The 15,231-nt window shown below is 63.0% G+C and carries 17 protein-coding genes and 1 tRNA gene; 9 read left to right on the forward strand and 9 right to left on the reverse strand.

Annotated elements, in window-relative coordinates:
* The first annotated feature begins 63 nt into the window (after positions 1–63).
* The gene (locus B5E42_RS15530; RefSeq protein WP_087241296.1) at positions 64–1,821 is read left to right on the forward strand and encodes a DUF4157 domain-containing protein; all 1,758 of its coding nucleotides are present in this window, start codon (positions 64–66) and stop codon (positions 1,819–1,821) included.
* 47 nt (positions 1,822–1,868) lie between these two features.
* On the opposite strand, the gene B5E42_RS15535 is transcribed toward B5E42_RS15530, so the two are convergent.
* The 7 genes from B5E42_RS15535 to B5E42_RS15565 form a co-directional block, all read right to left on the reverse strand.
* Positions 1,869–2,615 (reverse strand): GHKL domain-containing protein, encoded by a 747-nt coding sequence (locus tag B5E42_RS15535; RefSeq protein WP_087241298.1) that lies wholly within the window; start codon positions 2,613–2,615, stop codon positions 1,869–1,871.
* On the reverse strand, positions 2,612–3,343 hold the full coding sequence (locus B5E42_RS15540; protein ID WP_087241300.1) for a LytTR family DNA-binding domain-containing protein: 732 nt from the start codon (positions 3,341–3,343) through the stop codon (positions 2,612–2,614). Before B5E42_RS15540 ends, B5E42_RS15535 begins: the two co-directional genes overlap by 4 nt.
* Positions 3,336–4,025 carry a LytTR family DNA-binding domain-containing protein gene (locus tag B5E42_RS15545; protein WP_162614008.1) on the reverse strand — a complete coding sequence of 230 codons (690 nt, stop codon included), beginning with the start codon at positions 4,023–4,025 and terminating at the stop codon, positions 3,336–3,338. The genes B5E42_RS15540 and B5E42_RS15545 overlap by 8 nt, the downstream gene beginning before the upstream one ends.
* A 245-nt stretch (positions 4,026–4,270) precedes the next feature.
* Positions 4,271–5,122 (reverse strand): LytTR family DNA-binding domain-containing protein, encoded by an 852-nt coding sequence (locus B5E42_RS19245; RefSeq protein WP_087241304.1) that lies wholly within the window; start codon positions 5,120–5,122, stop codon positions 4,271–4,273.
* A 96-nt stretch (positions 5,123–5,218) separates the two neighbouring features.
* Positions 5,219–5,294, reverse strand: a tRNA-Ala gene (locus B5E42_RS15555).
* A gap of 113 nt (positions 5,295–5,407) precedes the next feature.
* Positions 5,408–5,662: a heavy-metal-associated domain-containing protein gene (locus B5E42_RS15560; protein ID WP_087241306.1), complete on the reverse strand. Its 255-nt coding sequence runs from the start codon at positions 5,660–5,662 to the stop codon at positions 5,408–5,410.
* 277 nt (positions 5,663–5,939) lie between these two features.
* On the reverse strand, positions 5,940–6,407 hold the full coding sequence (locus B5E42_RS15565) for an NAD(P)H-dependent oxidoreductase subunit E (RefSeq protein WP_087241308.1): 468 nt from the start codon (positions 6,405–6,407) through the stop codon (positions 5,940–5,942).
* 132 nt (positions 6,408–6,539) lie between these two features.
* On the opposite strand from B5E42_RS15565, the gene B5E42_RS15570 reads away from it, so the two are divergent.
* A complete protein-coding gene (locus tag B5E42_RS15570) occupies positions 6,540–7,004 on the forward strand; it encodes a helix-turn-helix transcriptional regulator (RefSeq protein WP_087241310.1) in 465 nt (154 codons plus the stop codon).
* 48 nt (positions 7,005–7,052) lie between these two features.
* Here B5E42_RS15570 and B5E42_RS15575 read toward each other — a convergent pair whose 3' ends face one another.
* Complete coding sequence (locus B5E42_RS15575; protein WP_162614009.1) at positions 7,053–8,453, reverse strand: PLP-dependent aminotransferase family protein; 1,401 nt, start codon at positions 8,451–8,453, stop codon at positions 7,053–7,055.
* A 191-nt stretch (positions 8,454–8,644) separates the two neighbouring features.
* Here B5E42_RS15575 and sigG point away from each other — a divergent pair, with 191 nt between their 5' ends.
* From sigG to B5E42_RS15605, 6 genes are all read left to right on the forward strand, one after another.
* The gene (gene sigG, locus B5E42_RS15580) at positions 8,645–9,415 is read left to right on the forward strand and encodes an RNA polymerase sporulation sigma factor SigG (protein WP_087241314.1); all 771 of its coding nucleotides are present in this window, start codon (positions 8,645–8,647) and stop codon (positions 9,413–9,415) included.
* 197 nt (positions 9,416–9,612) lie between these two features.
* Complete coding sequence (locus tag B5E42_RS15585; RefSeq protein WP_087241316.1) at positions 9,613–11,046, forward strand: ECF transporter S component; 1,434 nt, start codon at positions 9,613–9,615, stop codon at positions 11,044–11,046.
* A gap of 95 nt (positions 11,047–11,141) precedes the next feature.
* Positions 11,142–12,224: a hypothetical protein gene (locus B5E42_RS15590; RefSeq protein WP_087241318.1), complete on the forward strand. Its 1,083-nt coding sequence runs from the start codon at positions 11,142–11,144 to the stop codon at positions 12,222–12,224.
* Positions 12,225–12,241: 17 nt separating this feature from the next.
* A complete protein-coding gene (locus tag B5E42_RS15595; protein ID WP_087241320.1) occupies positions 12,242–12,541 on the forward strand; it encodes a cysteine-rich small domain-containing protein in 300 nt (99 codons plus the stop codon).
* Between the two features lie 129 nt (positions 12,542–12,670).
* Positions 12,671–13,051, forward strand: coding sequence for a metal-dependent transcriptional regulator (locus B5E42_RS15600; RefSeq protein WP_087241322.1), 381 nt, complete (start codon positions 12,671–12,673; stop codon positions 13,049–13,051).
* Positions 13,052–13,134: 83 nt separating this feature from the next.
* On the forward strand, positions 13,135–13,884 hold the full coding sequence (locus tag B5E42_RS15605) for a GH25 family lysozyme (RefSeq protein WP_087241324.1): 750 nt from the start codon (positions 13,135–13,137) through the stop codon (positions 13,882–13,884).
* Here the strand turns inward: B5E42_RS15605 and B5E42_RS19000 are convergent.
* Complete coding sequence (locus tag B5E42_RS19000; protein WP_162614010.1) at positions 13,832–14,743, reverse strand: DDE-type integrase/transposase/recombinase; 912 nt, start codon at positions 14,741–14,743, stop codon at positions 13,832–13,834. The genes B5E42_RS15605 and B5E42_RS19000 overlap by 53 nt on opposite strands.
* Before the next feature lie 293 nt (positions 14,744–15,036).
* On the opposite strand from B5E42_RS19000, the gene thiS reads away from it, so the two are divergent.
* Complete coding sequence (thiS, locus tag B5E42_RS15615; protein WP_087241325.1) at positions 15,037–15,231, forward strand: sulfur carrier protein ThiS; 195 nt, start codon at positions 15,037–15,039, stop codon at positions 15,229–15,231.

A 15,231-nucleotide genomic window follows, 5' to 3' on the forward strand; every position in this document is an offset into this window, starting at 1 on the left:
GCATGCAGTTGAAGTGCGGATGTGCCGTACCAGTCCGGCCGGGGCAGACAAGGAGGAAGCGCAATGGCTCAGACTTATATGACGCGTCAGAAGAAGCCGGCGGCAGTTTCCGCGGCTGAGAAGACGGCGGCGCCGCCTGCCGTGGATACAGCGGGGGCCGAGATGGTTCAGCGCAGCCTCGATGCGATCCAGAACGTGGAGCCCCACGCCGGGCGCAGGCTGAATCTGGACGCGGAGATGGCAGAGCGGATGCAGCAGCAGTTCGGCATCCGTATGGATCAGGTGGAGCTGAGAGAGTCCTCCCAGGCGGCCGATATGGACGCCAGGGCTTTTGCCAAGGGCAACGTGGTGCAGTTCGCCCCGGGCCAGTTCCGGCCGGACACGGAGCAGGGCCGCCATCTGATTGAGCACGAGCTGTCCCACGTGGCGCAGCAGGCAAGGGGCGGCATCCACGCCGACGTGCCCGGGCTGAACGTCAACGCCGACGAGGGGCTGGAGCATCAGGCGGACATGGGGAACCTGACCGCCGGCACCGGCGCGCCGGTGTCGGTGAGCGGCCTGAACGCGGAGGCCGCGCCGGTGCAGGGCGCCTTTGACAGGATCAAGAACTGGTTCAAAAAGGTCAAGAGATCCCGGGAGGCGGGCAAGGCGCTGGACAAGCGGGATCAGGCGGTCAAGGAGATGACCGCCCAGCACAATGCCGAGCAGGACGAGATCACCGCCGTCATGAAAAAGCAGGGCTACACGGATGAGGAGATCCAGGCCCAGCTGATGTTCCAGCGGGTCAACCAGAACCTGGGGCGGCTGGATCGCTACCAGGACGCCCTGGCCAAGGTTCGGGATTCCGATGTGGAGTCCCCCGAGGAGATGGACAACTTCCACGCCCGCTCCGCTCGTGGGGCGCTTCGGAAGAAGTCCCGGGAGAAGCGGGCCCAGCGGGAGGTAAACTTCCGCGACAATGTCCTGGCCGGGGACAGCGAGTACGCCCAGGCCGAGCAGATGGCGGCCGCGATTGGCAGCCGCCGCGCAGAAGAGGCGGCGAATGAAGCGCGCAGAGTCAAGGCCGAGGCGGCAGTACAGGCGGGATATTCCTCTCAGGGGATGTCCGATGTCATGGACTATATGCGCCCCAGCTTTACAGAAGCGGTCAAAAGAAATTCCGTTGGAGAGAGCGCCAATTCCGGAAACCGCTTTGTCTATATGCGCGGCAACGCGCCGGAGAAAAAGCCCTATTTTAACATGCTCAAACACGCGGGTGCAAAGGTCGACCAGGCCATGTTCCCACGTATCACCTCGGGGCTGGATCAGGGACCGGAGGGGAAGTATACGGAGAGCACGGGGGAGAAGCGCGCCGCATTTAACAACCGGGCCCTGTCCGATTTTGACGAGTATCTGAGGCAGGCCAGCCAGGACGAGAATATGCTCGACGCAATCCGGCAGTCCGCCGACCTATACTCCAGCCTGGGTGAGTACGACGCGGAGAACAATCCCGCCGGTTTGGCCGGCGGCAGGGAGGAGGCTCTGCATCGGGGGCTGAACGATATGCTGCTCAGGGGTTTTTTCCCCGCAATGACAGCGAATCCAGAGGTGGTCGATCGCCCGGATCGGCAGCAGATTGTTGAACGAACCAATGCAATGATGAAGCTGCAGACCAGTGCGCTGACTCAATCCACCGGAACCGAAGGGGACTATGACGAGCAGGAGTTGGCCATGCGGGCCAAGCTGCAGCAGTTCTATCAGGATACGGGCCTGATGCCCGCGCCACAGACCGCCCCGGAGAAAATGAGCTTCAAGGAAAAACTGAAGCGATTTGGAGGCTGAAGAAGAACGGAACAGGAGCCGCCCCCGACGGGGGCGGCTCCTGTTTGCTATTGGGGTGGCGATTGAGGCGGCGCGGCGGCCTCCGAAACCTCCGCCGGGGTGGGGAAGGGGAGAAACACCGACGCCAGGAACTGATGTCCGTCGGCGGTGAACTCCGCCGTGCCGCCATATTTGCGGGCGATGTCCTGGACGGTGGCGAGGCCGATGCCGAAGCGGCCCTCCGCCTTGCTGGAGAGGTAGCGCCCATTGACGCTTTTCAGGGGCGCGGAGGAGGAGTTGCCCACCACCAGGGAGAGATATCCCTGGGCAGAGCGGCAGCGGGCGCGCAGCCAGCCGCCTCCCTCCCGCTGGAGGGCCTCCACCGCATTTTCCAGCAGGTTGCTCAGCACCAGGCAGACGTCGGGCAGGAGCTCCTCGCAGAGCACACCGGCCTCCAGCTGGAGATCCGCCGGGAACCCCAGAGACTCCGCCCGGCTTCGATAGTAGCTGACCAGCGTGGAGACGACCCAGCTTCCGCCGCCGGCGGCCATGGGCCGCTCCAGTGCGGCCTGCAGCTCGGAGGACGGCGCTGAAGAGCCTGCGATCTGGAGATAGTGACGCAGATCGTGCCGCAGCCGCCGCATATATTCCAGCTCGGCGGTGGCCTCCCGGGAGCCGACGGTCAGCATTTTCCGCAGGCGGAGGTTTTCCTGCCGCTCACGCCGCAGCTCCTTCCTCAGGCGGTGCAGGCGGCTCCCCAGCCAGCAGACTGCCGCGGCCGCGGGCAAAAGCAGAAAGGCAAGGATCTCCATCATGGCTGTTCCCACGCCTTTCGATAAGTCCAGTCGATGAAGGCGCTGCGGAGGCTGACGCGGTTTGCGGCGCTGATGGGCACCAAGGCCCCGTCAGACATGCGGAAATCGCTGTCCTCCATACCCTGGATATGGTTCATGTTTACCAGGAAGCTCCGATGACAGCGGAGGAAATCCCCGCTGCTGATGGCGGCCTCCAGATCGTCCAGCCCGCGCCTGGCGACCACGGTCTGGCGCAGGGTATGGATCTGGCAGTGGTGGTCGAGCACCTCGATATACCGGATGGAGGACAGCGGAAGCTCGAGCCATTCCCCTTCCGCGTAAATGGGGAGGGTTCGCAGGCGCTCGGGCAGATGCTCCAGGCACCAGTCCAGGGCGCGTGCCACATCCTCCTCCCGAAAGGGCTTTACCAGGTAGTCGGCGGCCCGTGTCTCAAAGCTTTCCATGCCGTGATCCACGCTGGTGGTGGCATAGATAATGGACATATTGCATCCCGAGGCCCGGAGCCGCCGGGCCGTCTCAATCCCGGACAGGCCGGGCATAAAGATATCGAGAAAAACAAATTGGTAGAGCTCCGGCTGACGGCAGGCGTTCAGCAGCTCCTCCCCGCTGGAAAACGACCGGATCTGCACGGACAGCCCCCGTGACCGCGCCCAGCTGCGGATCATCCGGGCAAGGGAAAGCCGTTCCTCCTCCAGATCATCACACACGGCGACCCACAGTTCACGCATTTCTGATTTCCCCCGTCTCCCCGTGCCGGAGCAGGCAGAGCTGCCGGTAGCGCTCCGCCGCCCCGGCCCGGCTGTTCCGGCTCAGAGGGACAACCGCACCGTCGGACATGTGAAAGCCGAGGGTGTCCAGGCGGCGGACATGGCAGAGATTTACCAGGAACCCCCGCTGGCAGCGGAGGAAGATGGGCCTTGCCAGCCGGCTTTCCAGGGATGCCAGAGGCTCATGGGCCGGGATGGCCGCCCGGGAGCTGTGGATCAGGCAGCCGCGCCGGGCGCTCTCCGCCCAGACAACATCGTAGAGGGGCAGGCGGAACCGGCAGCGGTCACTGACAATCTCCAGCCGCTCCAGAGAGTCCCACCAGAAGTCGACGCAGCGATGAAGAACCGCCTGAAACTCCGGCATCCGGATGGGCTTGCGCAGGAAGCCCGCCGGGTGGATGGCATAGCTGGAAATGGCCGCCCGGCTGCTGGAGGAGCAGAGAACGAGCGCCTCATCCCTGTGGAGGACGGCGGGCGGAGGCCCGTCATCCAGATCCCAGAACAGGATGCCGGGGGCTGGCTCCAGGTCAGGTGTCCAGTCAAAGAGCTCCATGGAAGAACATGTGAGGCTCCGCCAGGCGTCGAGCAGCCGCACAAGGGCCGCCCGGACGTCATGGCTTCCAATATGTATGACAAAGCGCATGGAGCTACCCCTTTTCTCCGCGGCGGCTGCGGCAGCACCGTTGGAAATTTCCATCGGGCACCCATTTCTGAGTTCCCCAAAGGGCGGGAGAGCTGGCTCTCCTGCCGATACCTTCATGGTTCCATTATAGCGATGGATAAAAAATGCGCAAGGTTTTTGCACAAACGACCAATTATTTGACATGAAAACTCAAAAATGATAAATTAGGAATCCCCCATCCGCATTGCAGCGGATGGGGGATTCCTTCAGGTGCGGCCGCCGAAGCCGGTGTCCGCGCCGGTACATGGGTACTGATATATCTGTTCCAGCACCTCCAGCACCTGGCGGTATTTTTTTACCGGGATGGGCAGCTCGTCGCCGTTCTGCATGACGGCTGCATAGGGGCGCAGCCTGATGATATAGGCCATATTGGCCACATAGCAGCGGTGCAGGAAGAAAAAACCATCTCCTGCCGCTTCGGCAAAAGCACGGATCCCGATGCGGGCGCTGATCTCCTCGCCCTTAATGGTTTTGACCGTACACCAGTGCCGGTCGGCGGCAGCGTAGAGAATTTCACCCGGAGAAAGGATATGGGTAATCCCCTCCTGCGTATCGGAGAGAAAAATGCGCCGGCTCAATGCCTGGTCGTGGTGCCGGAGCAGGTATTTCCACGCCATGGGGCCCATCTGGCCGACAACGGCGCTGCCCTCGTCCACCTTCAGCTCTCCCATCGGGTTGGAAATGTGCAGGTGGCGGATGGACAGCCTTCCGTCGGCCAGCTCCCACACAAAGGTGCACCGCTGCTGCACCTGGAGGAAATACTCCTCGCTCTCGTCGGTGGTGGTGAAGTACCGGCCTGCGATGGTGCAGGCGTTCCCGGTATTCTGAACCACGGTATATTCCTGAGCCAGCAGGTGGCAGCGCTGCAGGGCGGGGATAACCGCACGGCAGTCCTCCTGCACGGCCTGAATCCCTTTCAGGTATTGGGACTGAGCCGAGGCCACCCACAAAATATCCTCCGCGCACCAGGAGAGCACATATTCCGCATCTCCCTGCCAATATCGCTCCAGGCACTCCCGGGTCAGCTCCAGCGCCCGGGACAGGATGTCCTTCCGCATAGTATCTGCCTGCCTTTCCTGGCGGTGCCGCGGCGCGGGAAGAGCCGCGGCCTGTATACAAAAAAGCCTTGAAACAAGAGTTTCAAGGCTTTTTGTTGGTGGAGATAAGCGGGATCGAACCGCTGACCTCTTGAATGCCATTCAAGCGCTCTCCCAGCTGAGCTATACCCCCATATTCGCTTGTGCCTTCCGGACTGGCCGACCGAACGAATTGTATTTTAACAGAGCGGGCGGTATTTGTCAACTGTTTTTTCCACTTTTTTTGACGGGCTTTTTTTTGATGTGCTATCTGCCGAAGGAGAAGAGCCCCCGCTTTTCACAGGGCTCACTGGAAATGCTCCCCACCGTATAGCCCGTGCTGTCGATGGCGCTCCGCAGGGCGTCCTCGTCCAGGGGCTGCTCGGAGAGGATGACCGTCTGCTTTTTGGTGTGGGAGGAGGAGACCTTTTTGACCGGGAAGGCCTTGCGGACGGCATCGTTCACATGGGCCTCACACATGCTGCAGGCCATGCCGTCCACCTGGAGGGTGTACTTGGTCATCTGAGACGCTTCCTTTCCGCATCTTGCATTAGTATTGACTAACTGTATGATAGCACAGGATAACGGGAATGTCAAGCGGAGGGCGGCTTTCAGCCGCCCTCCACAGGCTCTCGATAACCCCTCCGGCCGAAGGATTCGGAGGGAAGGATAGTGTGAAAGGGAACCGTCAGGGTTCCCTTTCGCGTTGAATCAAATAACTTTTGAAACTTTTTTGAAGTTTCAAAAAGTTCATCAGCCTGTCGAAAAGACTTTTTCGACAGGCTGCGGAGGGCGGCCTTCAGCCGCCCTCCACCAGGGTGCGGAGCAGCGCCTCATCGGCCCGGGAGTGGAGCTCCCCGTCCCACTTGAGACTGGGGCCGTTGAGGCAGTTCTTCATGCAGCCGGAAATGCGGTAGGAAAAGCCGCCTCTGGCGCTGATGCCGCCGGGCTGCACATCATAGCGCGCCTCCACAAAGGCGGCCAGCCGGGCGGCGTCCCGGCTGGAACAGCGGGGCCCGCCGCATAGCTCCAGCCGGTGGGGCGCTTCCTGGGGACGGAGCCCGGGATAGCGCTTGATGACCGCGGCCAGAAAGGTCTCCTTCAAACCGTAAGCGGCCGCAATGTCCGCCACATCTGCCGGCGGGAGCACGCCGCCCCGCTCCTCCTGCACCTCCCGCAGCAGGGCCACCAGCATCCCCTGGTCGCCGGGCGCACCTTGGCGCCGGTAGTAGTCCACGGCCTCCCGCAGCATCCAATCCTGTGTCATGGTTCCATCCTCCTGTGTGTTTCTGCTCTCATTATGCGGCAAAACGGGGGAAAGATCCACCCACACTTGCGGCTTTGCCCCGTACCCGCTATAATAGAGGGCAGAGTTCATTTCAGAAAGAGGGAATCGGATATGGTGACCATGGCACAGCGGATTGAGGCGCTGCGCACCGAGGCCGGGCTGTCCAGGCCGGCCGCCTCCCAGGCGCTTGGCTTTCCCAAGAACGCCTTTGAGAAGTTTGAGACAGGGCGGCAGACCCCCGCCAAGGAGCAGCAGGAGAAGATGGCCAGCTACTTCGGCGTCTCCCTGTTCTATCTGCGGGGGGAGAGCAACGACCGCACCCGGCAGGAGGACTGGATGAGCGGCACCCTGCCCGCAGAGGAGGAGGACGCGCCGGTCTACCGCCCCGCGCCCGCCCCCAAAAAGGTCAGAACCGAGCCGGCCGCCCCCCAGAGCGCCACCATGCTGGACGCCCTGTTTGCCGGCAAGGCCGCCAGGGAGCAGTTCAAGGCCATGGTGCTGGAGGTGCTGCGCTCCCCGGAGGGCCAGGCGGTGATCGCCCAGGCCGTTTGGAAGGAACTGGCCAAGCACAAGTGAAGAAACAAGGCAGGACGCCGCCCCGACAAGGGCGGCGTCCTGCCTTGTTCAGAAGCCCCAGGCGTCCTTGAGCCTCCGGAGGGCGGGGGCCATGTCCCCGGCGGCGATGCGGGTGTAGCCCAGGATCAGGGCCGGCGGCCGATCCTTGGCCGGGGAGGTGAGGTCGCAGGCGGACAGGGGGGTGACCCCCACGCCGGCGGCGGCCGCCCGCTCCACCAGCTCCGCCTCCGTCCAGCGGGGCTCCATCCACAGCAGCAGGTGGAGTCCCGCGTCGCCGCCGGCAAAGGTGCCCGCCCGGGTGAGGCCGGTGTCCCGGGCGGCGGCCAGCAGGGCCTCCCGCCGGGCCTTATAGCGGGTGCGGCTGCGGTTCAGGTGGCGTTCAAAGTGCCCGCCCTCCATGAAGCGGGCCAGGGCGTACTGCTCAAAGGAGGGGACGGTGGAGGAGTAGAACCAGAAGTCCCGCCGCCACTTTTCCAGCAGGTGCGGGGGGAGCACCATGTAGCTGATGCGCAGGGAGGGGGCCAGGCTCTTGGCGAAGGTGTTCAGGTAGATCACCCGCTCCCCGCCGTCCAGGCTCTGGAGGGCGGGGATGGGCCGGCCGGAGAAGCGGAACTCGCTGTCGTAGTCGTCCTCCAGGATGTAGCGCCCGGGCTGTTCCGCCGCCCAGCGCAGCAGGGCCTGCCGCCGGGCCACCGGCATGATGATGCCCAGGGGGTAGTGGTGGGAGGGGGTCACGTGCACCACCCGCACCGCCCGCTCCCGCACCACATCCACCCGCAGGCCCTGGCCGTCCAGAGGGATGGGGCGCACCACGGCGCCGCAGCTGGTGAGGATCCGGTGGGGCTTGGCGTAGCCGGGATCCTCCACGCCGTATCCCCCGTCCCGGCCCAGCAGCTGCACCAGAAAGGCGAGCAGCGTCTCCGAGCCCGCCCCCACCACGATCTGCTCCGGAGCCGCCCGGATGCCGCGAAAGCGGTACAGGTGCTCGGCGATGGCCCGGCGCAGCTCCGGCACGCCCTGTGGATGGGAGGAGGCCAGCAGGGAGTCTGCCCGGGCGGAGAGCACCTCCCGCATGAGCTTGGCCCAGGTGGAGAAGGGGTACAGGCCGGTGTCCACGCCGCTGGTGGAGAAGTCATAGGGGAGGGAGGGCTTCACCTGGAGGGGCTCCGCCGGGGGGAGCGGGGACGCGGCCGGCCGGTGCTCCTCCTGCACCGCCTGGACGAAAAAGCCCCGCTTGGGCTCGGAGCGGAGGTAGCCCTCCGCCAGCAGCTGGCCGTAGGCCCCCTCCACCGTCACCACGCTGATTTTCAGGTGGGCGGCCAGGGCCCGCTTGGAGGGCAGCCGCTCCCCGGCCCGCAGCCGTCCCCCCTCGATCTCGTCCCGGATGTAGCGGTAGAGCTGCTCGTAGAGGGGGCGGCGGCCGGCGCTGTCCAAAATGGGGGTGAACATGGGCATCTCTCCAATCTGACCTGGCAGTCTTTTGAGAAAAGCATATCACAGGCCATGCCAAAGCGCAAGGCGGCCGGAAAAATCCATCGAAAACCGTCCCACGATAAAAAATATAGGCCGCCCGGCCGCCGTATGAAAGCCCCCGCCCCGGACATACTGAACACAGATTCAGCGGTCAGGGAGGCAGCGGTATGCAGGGAAAGGTTGAGATCTGCGGGGTCAACACGTCCAAGCTGAAGGTGCTCAAAAACGAGGAGACCATGGAGCTGCTCCGCCGCACCAAGCAGGGGGATATGGCCGCCCGGGAGGAGCTGATCGCCGGCAACCTGCGCCTGGTGCTGTCGGTGATCCAGAAGTTCGCCAACCGGGGGGAGAACCTGGACGATCTGTTCCAGGTGGGGTGCATCGGCCTCATCAAGGCCATCGACAACTTCAACACCGACCTGGATGTGCGCTTCTCCACCTACGGCGTGCCCATGATCATCGGGGAAATCCGCCGGTACCTGCGGGACAATTCCACCCTGCGGGTGTCCCGCTCCATGCGGGACACGGCCTACAAGGTGCTCCAGGCCAAGGAGAAGTTCCTGGCCGAGCACCAGCGGGAGCCCAGCGTCGAGGAGATCGCCAAAGAGCTGGAGCTGAAGCGGGAGGACGTGGTGTTTGCCCTGGACGCCATTGTGGATCCGGTATCCCTCTATGAGCCGGTGTACTCCGACGGGGGCGATACCATCTGCGTCATGGATCAGGTGAAGGACTCCAAAAACACCGACGAGAGCTGGCTGGAGCGCATCGCCCTCAAGGAGGCCATGAACCGCCTGTCGGAGCGGGAGCGGCACATCCTCAACCTGCGCTTTTTCGAGGGCAAGACCCAGATGGAGGTGTCCGCCGAGGTGGGCATCTCCCAGGCCCAGGTATCCCGCCTGGAAAAGAGCGCCATCAATCAGATCAAAAAGAATATTTAGGCCATCTGACGCCTGTTGACAGCAAAGCCCCTGCCAGCCCAAAAGCCGGCAGGGGCTTTGTTCGCGCCCTGGGTTCTATCCGGCCGGCGCGGGGCTGCCCCCTGCAGGCAATCATGCCCGCGGGGGTTGGCAGGGAATGATTCCTATGCTAAAATATATATTATGTATAAAAAGCTGGAGGGGGGGAGGAACGCATCGTGGAGGTTTTGCAAAAGCGAAAAGGCGACGCTGTCCGCTGGTATCTGCTGGGAACCCTGGTGGCACTGGAGCTGCTGATGTCCTTCTCTTTCCTGGGGTATTTCCACATGGAGCCGATCTCCATCACCACCGCCTACCTTCCGGTTCTGCTGGCCGGTGCGGTGCTGGGGCCGCTGGATGCCCTGACTGTGGGGACGGTTTTCGGCCTGGCCAGCATGTGGAAGGCCTCCGCCAGCTATACCATGGCCTTCGATCAGCTCTTTTCCCCCATTATGAGCGGCAACCCGGTGGGCAGCATTTTTCTCAGCGTGGTCAGCCGGGCCCTGTTCGGCCTGCTGACCGGCCTGCTCTATGCCGCGGCCCGGCGGGCACGGCACCCGGCTGTCTGGGTGGGGGTGATCACCTATTTTGGGCGGCATATCCATTCCGCACTGGTCTATAGCATGATGTGGCTCTTTTTCCCGGAGACGGGCTACACCCCTGCAGATTCCTTCCAGACCCTGCTGTCCTGGGACGGAGCGCTCTCCAATCTGCTGCAGGCCGGACTGATTCTGCTGCTCTGGAGCCTGATGCGCACCAAGACCTGGGGCAAATTTGTACAGCGGGTGGAGGGCGCGCAGGTCGCCCAGATGTCGGAGCGCTACCATGTCCTGTCCCTGGTGGGCATGATCCTTCTGGCATTTTTCTCCTCTGTGGCGGTGGCGCTGTATTTTGTCCACCGGATGTCCTCGGCACTGAGCCAGAAGGGGATCTCCATCCCGGAGGACGGATACGCGGATCTGGTGCACCTGCAGATCCAATTCCTGTTCGGCATCCTCGCCATGATGGCGCTGGTGATCATTTTCCTGATCTTCAACCGCCGCTATACCACCTACATCAACCGGGAGGCCAGGATGGACGCCCTCACCGGCGTGCTGACCCGCAAGGCATTTTTCCCGGCCTGTGAGAAGCTCCTGAAGCGGTTCGACGGGGCGGAGGGCGCTGCCGGCTACTTCCTCATGGTGGATCTGGATCGGTTCAAGGAGATCAACGACCTCTACGGGCATCCGGAGGGGGATCGGGCCCTGAAGGAGACGGCCACGGCCATGAAGCTGCTCTTCGGCAAGGACAGCCTGATCGGCCGGATGGGCGGCGACGAGTTCGCCCTGCTGGTCTATGTCCCGGTGAGCCGGATGGAGATAGAGGATCGGATGCGGCAGCTGATTGACTGCATCGAGCGCATTCACATCGGAGATTCCCACATGTCCTGCAGCATCGGCGCCCAGCCGGTACTCCGTCCCGGGCCGGCGGAAGCGCTGTACCGGGAGGCGGACGGGCTGCTCTACCTGGCCAAGAACCGGGGGAAGCGGCAGTATGTGGTCGGCCCGGAGGGAGAGAGGGCCTGCGGCGCACCGGAGAGCCCGCGGAAGGAGCGCGTCAAGGATCCGCCCTGATGCCGCGCCGGCGGAAAAACCTGCCGGCGGGGTTGGCAGGGCGGATTTTCCATGATAGAATGGACAGGAGAAAACGAAAGAAAGGGGATTCTGTTATGAGCTTTACCCTGCCTCAGTACCATGCGCCAGATTTCCGGGAGGAGCGCTTTCAGAGCGCGCCGGACGCCGTGCTGTGTCCGGCCCCCAGGGACGGAGTGGCCCCGGAGAACTACCACGCCACCTCCATCTATCCGGAGTACTTCAAGGTGGACGGCCGTTGGCTGCTGGCGGAGGAGAGCCGCATGGACTGCGTGGCCGCCCTGCGGGACGGGAAGATCGCCGTGGTGGAGTTCCGCAACCTGAAGGCCGGGGAGCCGGTGGTGGTGGGCCGCACCGAGGACGCCTCCGAGGGCATCTATGTCTACCCCGACGGCTTCGGGGAGGAGAAGGGGGAGGCGGAGACCTTCGCCTTCCGGCAGGGCCGCTCCCGGGAGACCGCCTACTCCATGGATTACGACTCCATCTATGAGCTGCTGCGCTACGAAAAGGAGCATGGCCGCATCCTGTGGGTCATGGGCCCGGCCTGCGCCTTTGACCACGACGCCCGGGCCGCCTTCGCCGCCCTGGTGCGGGGCGGGTATGTCCACGGCCTGCTGGCGGGCAACGCCCTGGCCACCCACGATCTGGAGGCCAGCTACCGCCGCACCGCCCTGGGCCAGGACATCTACACCCAGCGGAGCGTGCCCAACGGCCACTACAACCACATTGACACCCTCAACGCCATCCGCCTGCGGGGCTCCACCGCCGCCTTCATCGAGGAGGGCAAGGTGACCGACGGCATCATCTACGAGTGCGTCAAGCACCACATCCCCTATGTGCTGGTGGGCTCCGTCCGGGACGACGGCCCCCTGCCCGAGGTGTACGGCAACGTCTACGAGGGCCAGGACGCCATGCGCGCCCTGGTGAAGGACGCCACCACCGTCATCTGCATGGCCTCCACCCTCCACACCGTGGCCACCGGCAACATGACCCCCTCCTACCGGGTGGTGGACGGCGTGGTGCGCCCGGTGTACTTCTACTCGGTGGACGTATCCGAGTTCGCGGTAAACAAGCTCCGCGACCGGGGCAGCCTGTCGGTGCGCACCATCGTCACCAACGTGCAGGACTTTGTGGTCAACGTCAGCAAGGGCGTGCTGTAACGAAAGGAGAGGCTTACATGGCCGAGGAAAAGGCATACTGGGAGGGCAAGCACTTTGCCTTCTTCACCAACAAGGAGTGCGAATACTACCCCTGCCATCCGGTGAAGGAGGGGGAGGAGTTCAACTGCCTGTTCTGCTACTGCCCCCTGTACATGCTGGGGCGGGACTGCGGCGGAAACTTCACCTATCTGGAGAACGGGGTCAAGGACTGCAGCAAGTGCCTGGTGCCCCACCGGCGGAACAATTACGGCTACATCGCCTCCCGCTTCCAGAGCATTGTGGAGGAGATGTCCAGACGGGAGGGGAAGGGGGACTGAGCCCCTCCCGCCCGGCGGCCCGCTGCCCGCGGCAGCGGGCCGCTTTTCGCGCCCGGACGGAAATGCTTGTCAAACCGGCCGCTTTGTGCTAATCTGTATAAAAGGCCATGCACAGGAAAGGATAGACTTATGAATATCTATGAATCTGCGGAGAACTATCTGGAGGCCATTCTCAGCCTGCACGAGCGCAACGGCCTGGTGCGCTCCATCGACATTGCCAACGAGCTGCACTTCTCCAAGCCCAGCGTCAGTGTTGCCATGAAAAAGCTCCGGGAGAGCGGATATATCGAGATGGACAAGGAGGGCTTCATCTCCCTGCTACCGGCGGGGGAGGAGATTGCCGCCCGCATTTACGAACGGCACAAGCTGCTGACCCAGTTTTTCATCCGCCTTGGGGTCACGCCGGAGGTGGCGGCGGCGGATGCCTGCAAGATTGAGCACGATCTCAGCGACGAGACCTTCCAGAAGATCAAGGAGCACGCCATGCAGGGTGCCCTGCCGGAGCAATAGGCGGGGGGCGGGGCCCGCGGCCCCGGGAGGCTCTTTCCGTCCTGCCGGGCAGGGCGGGCAATCATGTTTACTGGTGATGCGGATTGAAACGGATTCTGCGGGCGCTGGGACGGCTGCTCCTGGCGCTCCTTCTTTTGGCCGCCGCCGCGCTGGCGGCCCTGGGGCTGCTGCGCTGGCGGGGGCTCATTCTCCTGTCCCATGAAGCCGATCCGGAGCAGTGGGAGCTCTTCGGCGTGGACGTGTCCTCCTATCAGGGGAACGTGGACTGGGCCGTCCTGGCCGGGCAGGGGGTGGAGTTTGCCTTCATCAAGGCAACCGAGGGCTCCATCCTCCAGGACAGGCAGTTCGCCGCCAACTGGGCCGGGGCTGCGGAGGCCGGCGTCCGGGCGGGGGCCTACCACTTCCTCAGCTATGACAGCCCGGGCGACACCCAGGCGGACAACTATATCGCCACGGTGCCGGTGACCGAGGGGGCTCTGCCCCCGGTGGTGGACATCGAGTTTTACGGGAAGTACCTGGAGGAGCCGCCGGAAAAGGCCCATGTGAAGGCCATTCTGGATCCCCTGCTGGAGCGGCTGGAGGAGCACTACGGCGTCAAGCCCATCCTCTACGTGACCTACCGCTCCTATTACCGCTACATCGCCGGGGGCGGATATGGGGATTATCCCATCTGGTGTTCCAGCCCCACCATTTTCCCCCTGGTGCCGGGCTGGGACTTCTGGCAGTACTCCCACTCGGCCCGGCTGGAGGGCTATGACGGCGCCCAGGATCGGATTGATCTCAACATCTTCCGGGGCAGCCGGGCGGAATTTGAACAGCTCGGGCGCCCCTGACGCCGGACTGGAGGACAGGCGTATTTTGTCGCCTGTTGGACAGCGAGCTGCATTGCAAAGTCATCCAGAGAGTAAAAGCTGTGGCAGGAGAAAAACGCTTCTGATCCTCGCGGTGGCTGCGCTCCACTTTGCCGTTGTGGCGAGGCGTGTAGGGACGGATGAGCTTGTGGCGGATACCCAGCTGGGCAGCAGTGGTCTCAAACAGGGTGGTCAGATCGCGCCTGCTGTTGGAAAAACGGTTGGTGAACTCAAATCCATTGTCAGTCTGGACACACTCCACACGGATACCTCGGCGGGCATACCACTTGAACAGCTTTTTCAGAAAATCGGCGGAGGAACAGGTGGACTGCTCCGGGTAGGCGGCCAGGAAGCGCAGGCGTGTAAACTCGTCAATAGCCGTGTATTGGTATAAGCGGAGTTCCGGGGCTGTGATACAACGCCCGGGAAGCACCTTCACATCCACCTGGATGCGCTGGCCGGGATAGGTCATCTGCTGGTAGGGCTTGGGTTTATAAGCTGGTTTCTTCTCCTTCGACGGGAACAGGCCCAGCTTTCTCATGACCCGGAACAGGCTCTCCAGGCGGCGAGTGCAGCCCCGCTGGCGCAGCCGGTGCCACAGTTCCACCATGCCGAGGCAGGAGTTCCTGCGGCGCATGTCCCGGATCAGCTTGAGTTCCGCTTCTGTATGCTGGTTCAGGTGCCTGTGGGGCCGCCGGGAGTGGCAGGCCAGGGATTCCACGGTTCCATCCCAGCGCGCCCTCCAGAAGTAGATATACGAGCGGCTCTTGTTGTACCTCCGGCCGGCCTGCTTGACGCCGTGTCTCTCCGCATACTTCATCAGGGATTGCCGGTATGCCATGTCTTGTGTTATACTCTTGCTCATGAAGGATATGGCCCCCTCGCGTTGTGTTGTTGTCTGCAATTCCAACTTTAACCGATGAGGCTCTATCTTTCATCCTTTTTCTTCACTTGTCCAACATGTATTGTAATCCTACACAGTTCTGTTGGGATGGCATACGGATAAGGGTTGACATCTTTTCAGTCTTTGCTATAATAGGGAAAAGAGTGCCGGTAAAAGCCGCACGAAGGGGTACACCACCACGGGTGTAATTCTTTCGTGCGGCTTTTTTTATTGCGGAAGGAGGAGACCAGTTGGTAAAGATCAACGGAGAATGGCTGGAGCTGGCCGGTCGCACCCTGGCCGACTATCTGGCCGATGCGGGCTTTGACGCCAAGCGGGTTGCGGTAGAGCGCAACGGGGAGATCGTCCCCAAGAGGCTCTACAGAGAGACCGTCCTGGCGGACGGGGACACCCTGGAAGTCGTGGGCTTTGTGGGGGGCGGCTGA

Origin of the sequence: Flavonifractor sp. An10, from assembly GCF_002161215.1 — a bacterium.
Lineage (GTDB): Bacteria > Bacillota > Clostridia > Oscillospirales > Oscillospiraceae > Flavonifractor > Flavonifractor avistercoris.

What these genes read in the sequence shown, in the direction of transcription:
- sigG (WP_087241314.1), top strand. Translation starts at nt 8,645, where the DNA reads ATGCAGGGAAAGGTTGAGATCTGCGGGGTCAACACGTCCAAGCTGAAG.
- B5E42_RS15565 (WP_087241308.1), bottom strand. Translation starts at nt 6,407, where the DNA reads ATGACACAGGATTGGATGCTGCGGGAGGCCGTGGACTACTACCGGCGC.
- B5E42_RS15595 (WP_087241320.1), top strand. Translation starts at nt 12,242, where the DNA reads ATGGCCGAGGAAAAGGCATACTGGGAGGGCAAGCACTTTGCCTTCTTC.
- B5E42_RS19000 (WP_162614010.1), bottom strand. Translation starts at nt 14,743, where the DNA reads ATGGCATACCGGCAATCCCTGATGAAGTATGCGGAGAGACACGGCGTC.
- B5E42_RS15545 (WP_162614008.1), bottom strand. Translation starts at nt 4,025, where the DNA reads ATGCGCTTTGTCATACATATTGGAAGCCATGACGTCCGGGCGGCCCTT.
- B5E42_RS15570 (WP_087241310.1), top strand. Translation starts at nt 6,540, where the DNA reads ATGGTGACCATGGCACAGCGGATTGAGGCGCTGCGCACCGAGGCCGGG.
- B5E42_RS19245 (WP_087241304.1), bottom strand. Translation starts at nt 5,122, where the DNA reads ATGCGGAAGGACATCCTGTCCCGGGCGCTGGAGCTGACCCGGGAGTGC.
- B5E42_RS15590 (WP_087241318.1), top strand. Translation starts at nt 11,142, where the DNA reads ATGAGCTTTACCCTGCCTCAGTACCATGCGCCAGATTTCCGGGAGGAG.
- B5E42_RS15540 (WP_087241300.1), bottom strand. Translation starts at nt 3,343, where the DNA reads ATGCGTGAACTGTGGGTCGCCGTGTGTGATGATCTGGAGGAGGAACGG.
- B5E42_RS15530 (WP_087241296.1), top strand. Translation starts at nt 64, where the DNA reads ATGGCTCAGACTTATATGACGCGTCAGAAGAAGCCGGCGGCAGTTTCC.
- B5E42_RS15535 (WP_087241298.1), bottom strand. Translation starts at nt 2,615, where the DNA reads ATGATGGAGATCCTTGCCTTTCTGCTTTTGCCCGCGGCCGCGGCAGTC.
- B5E42_RS15560 (WP_087241306.1), bottom strand. Translation starts at nt 5,662, where the DNA reads ATGACCAAGTACACCCTCCAGGTGGACGGCATGGCCTGCAGCATGTGT.
- B5E42_RS15600 (WP_087241322.1), top strand. Translation starts at nt 12,671, where the DNA reads ATGAATATCTATGAATCTGCGGAGAACTATCTGGAGGCCATTCTCAGC.
- B5E42_RS15575 (WP_162614009.1), bottom strand. Translation starts at nt 8,453, where the DNA reads ATGTTCACCCCCATTTTGGACAGCGCCGGCCGCCGCCCCCTCTACGAG.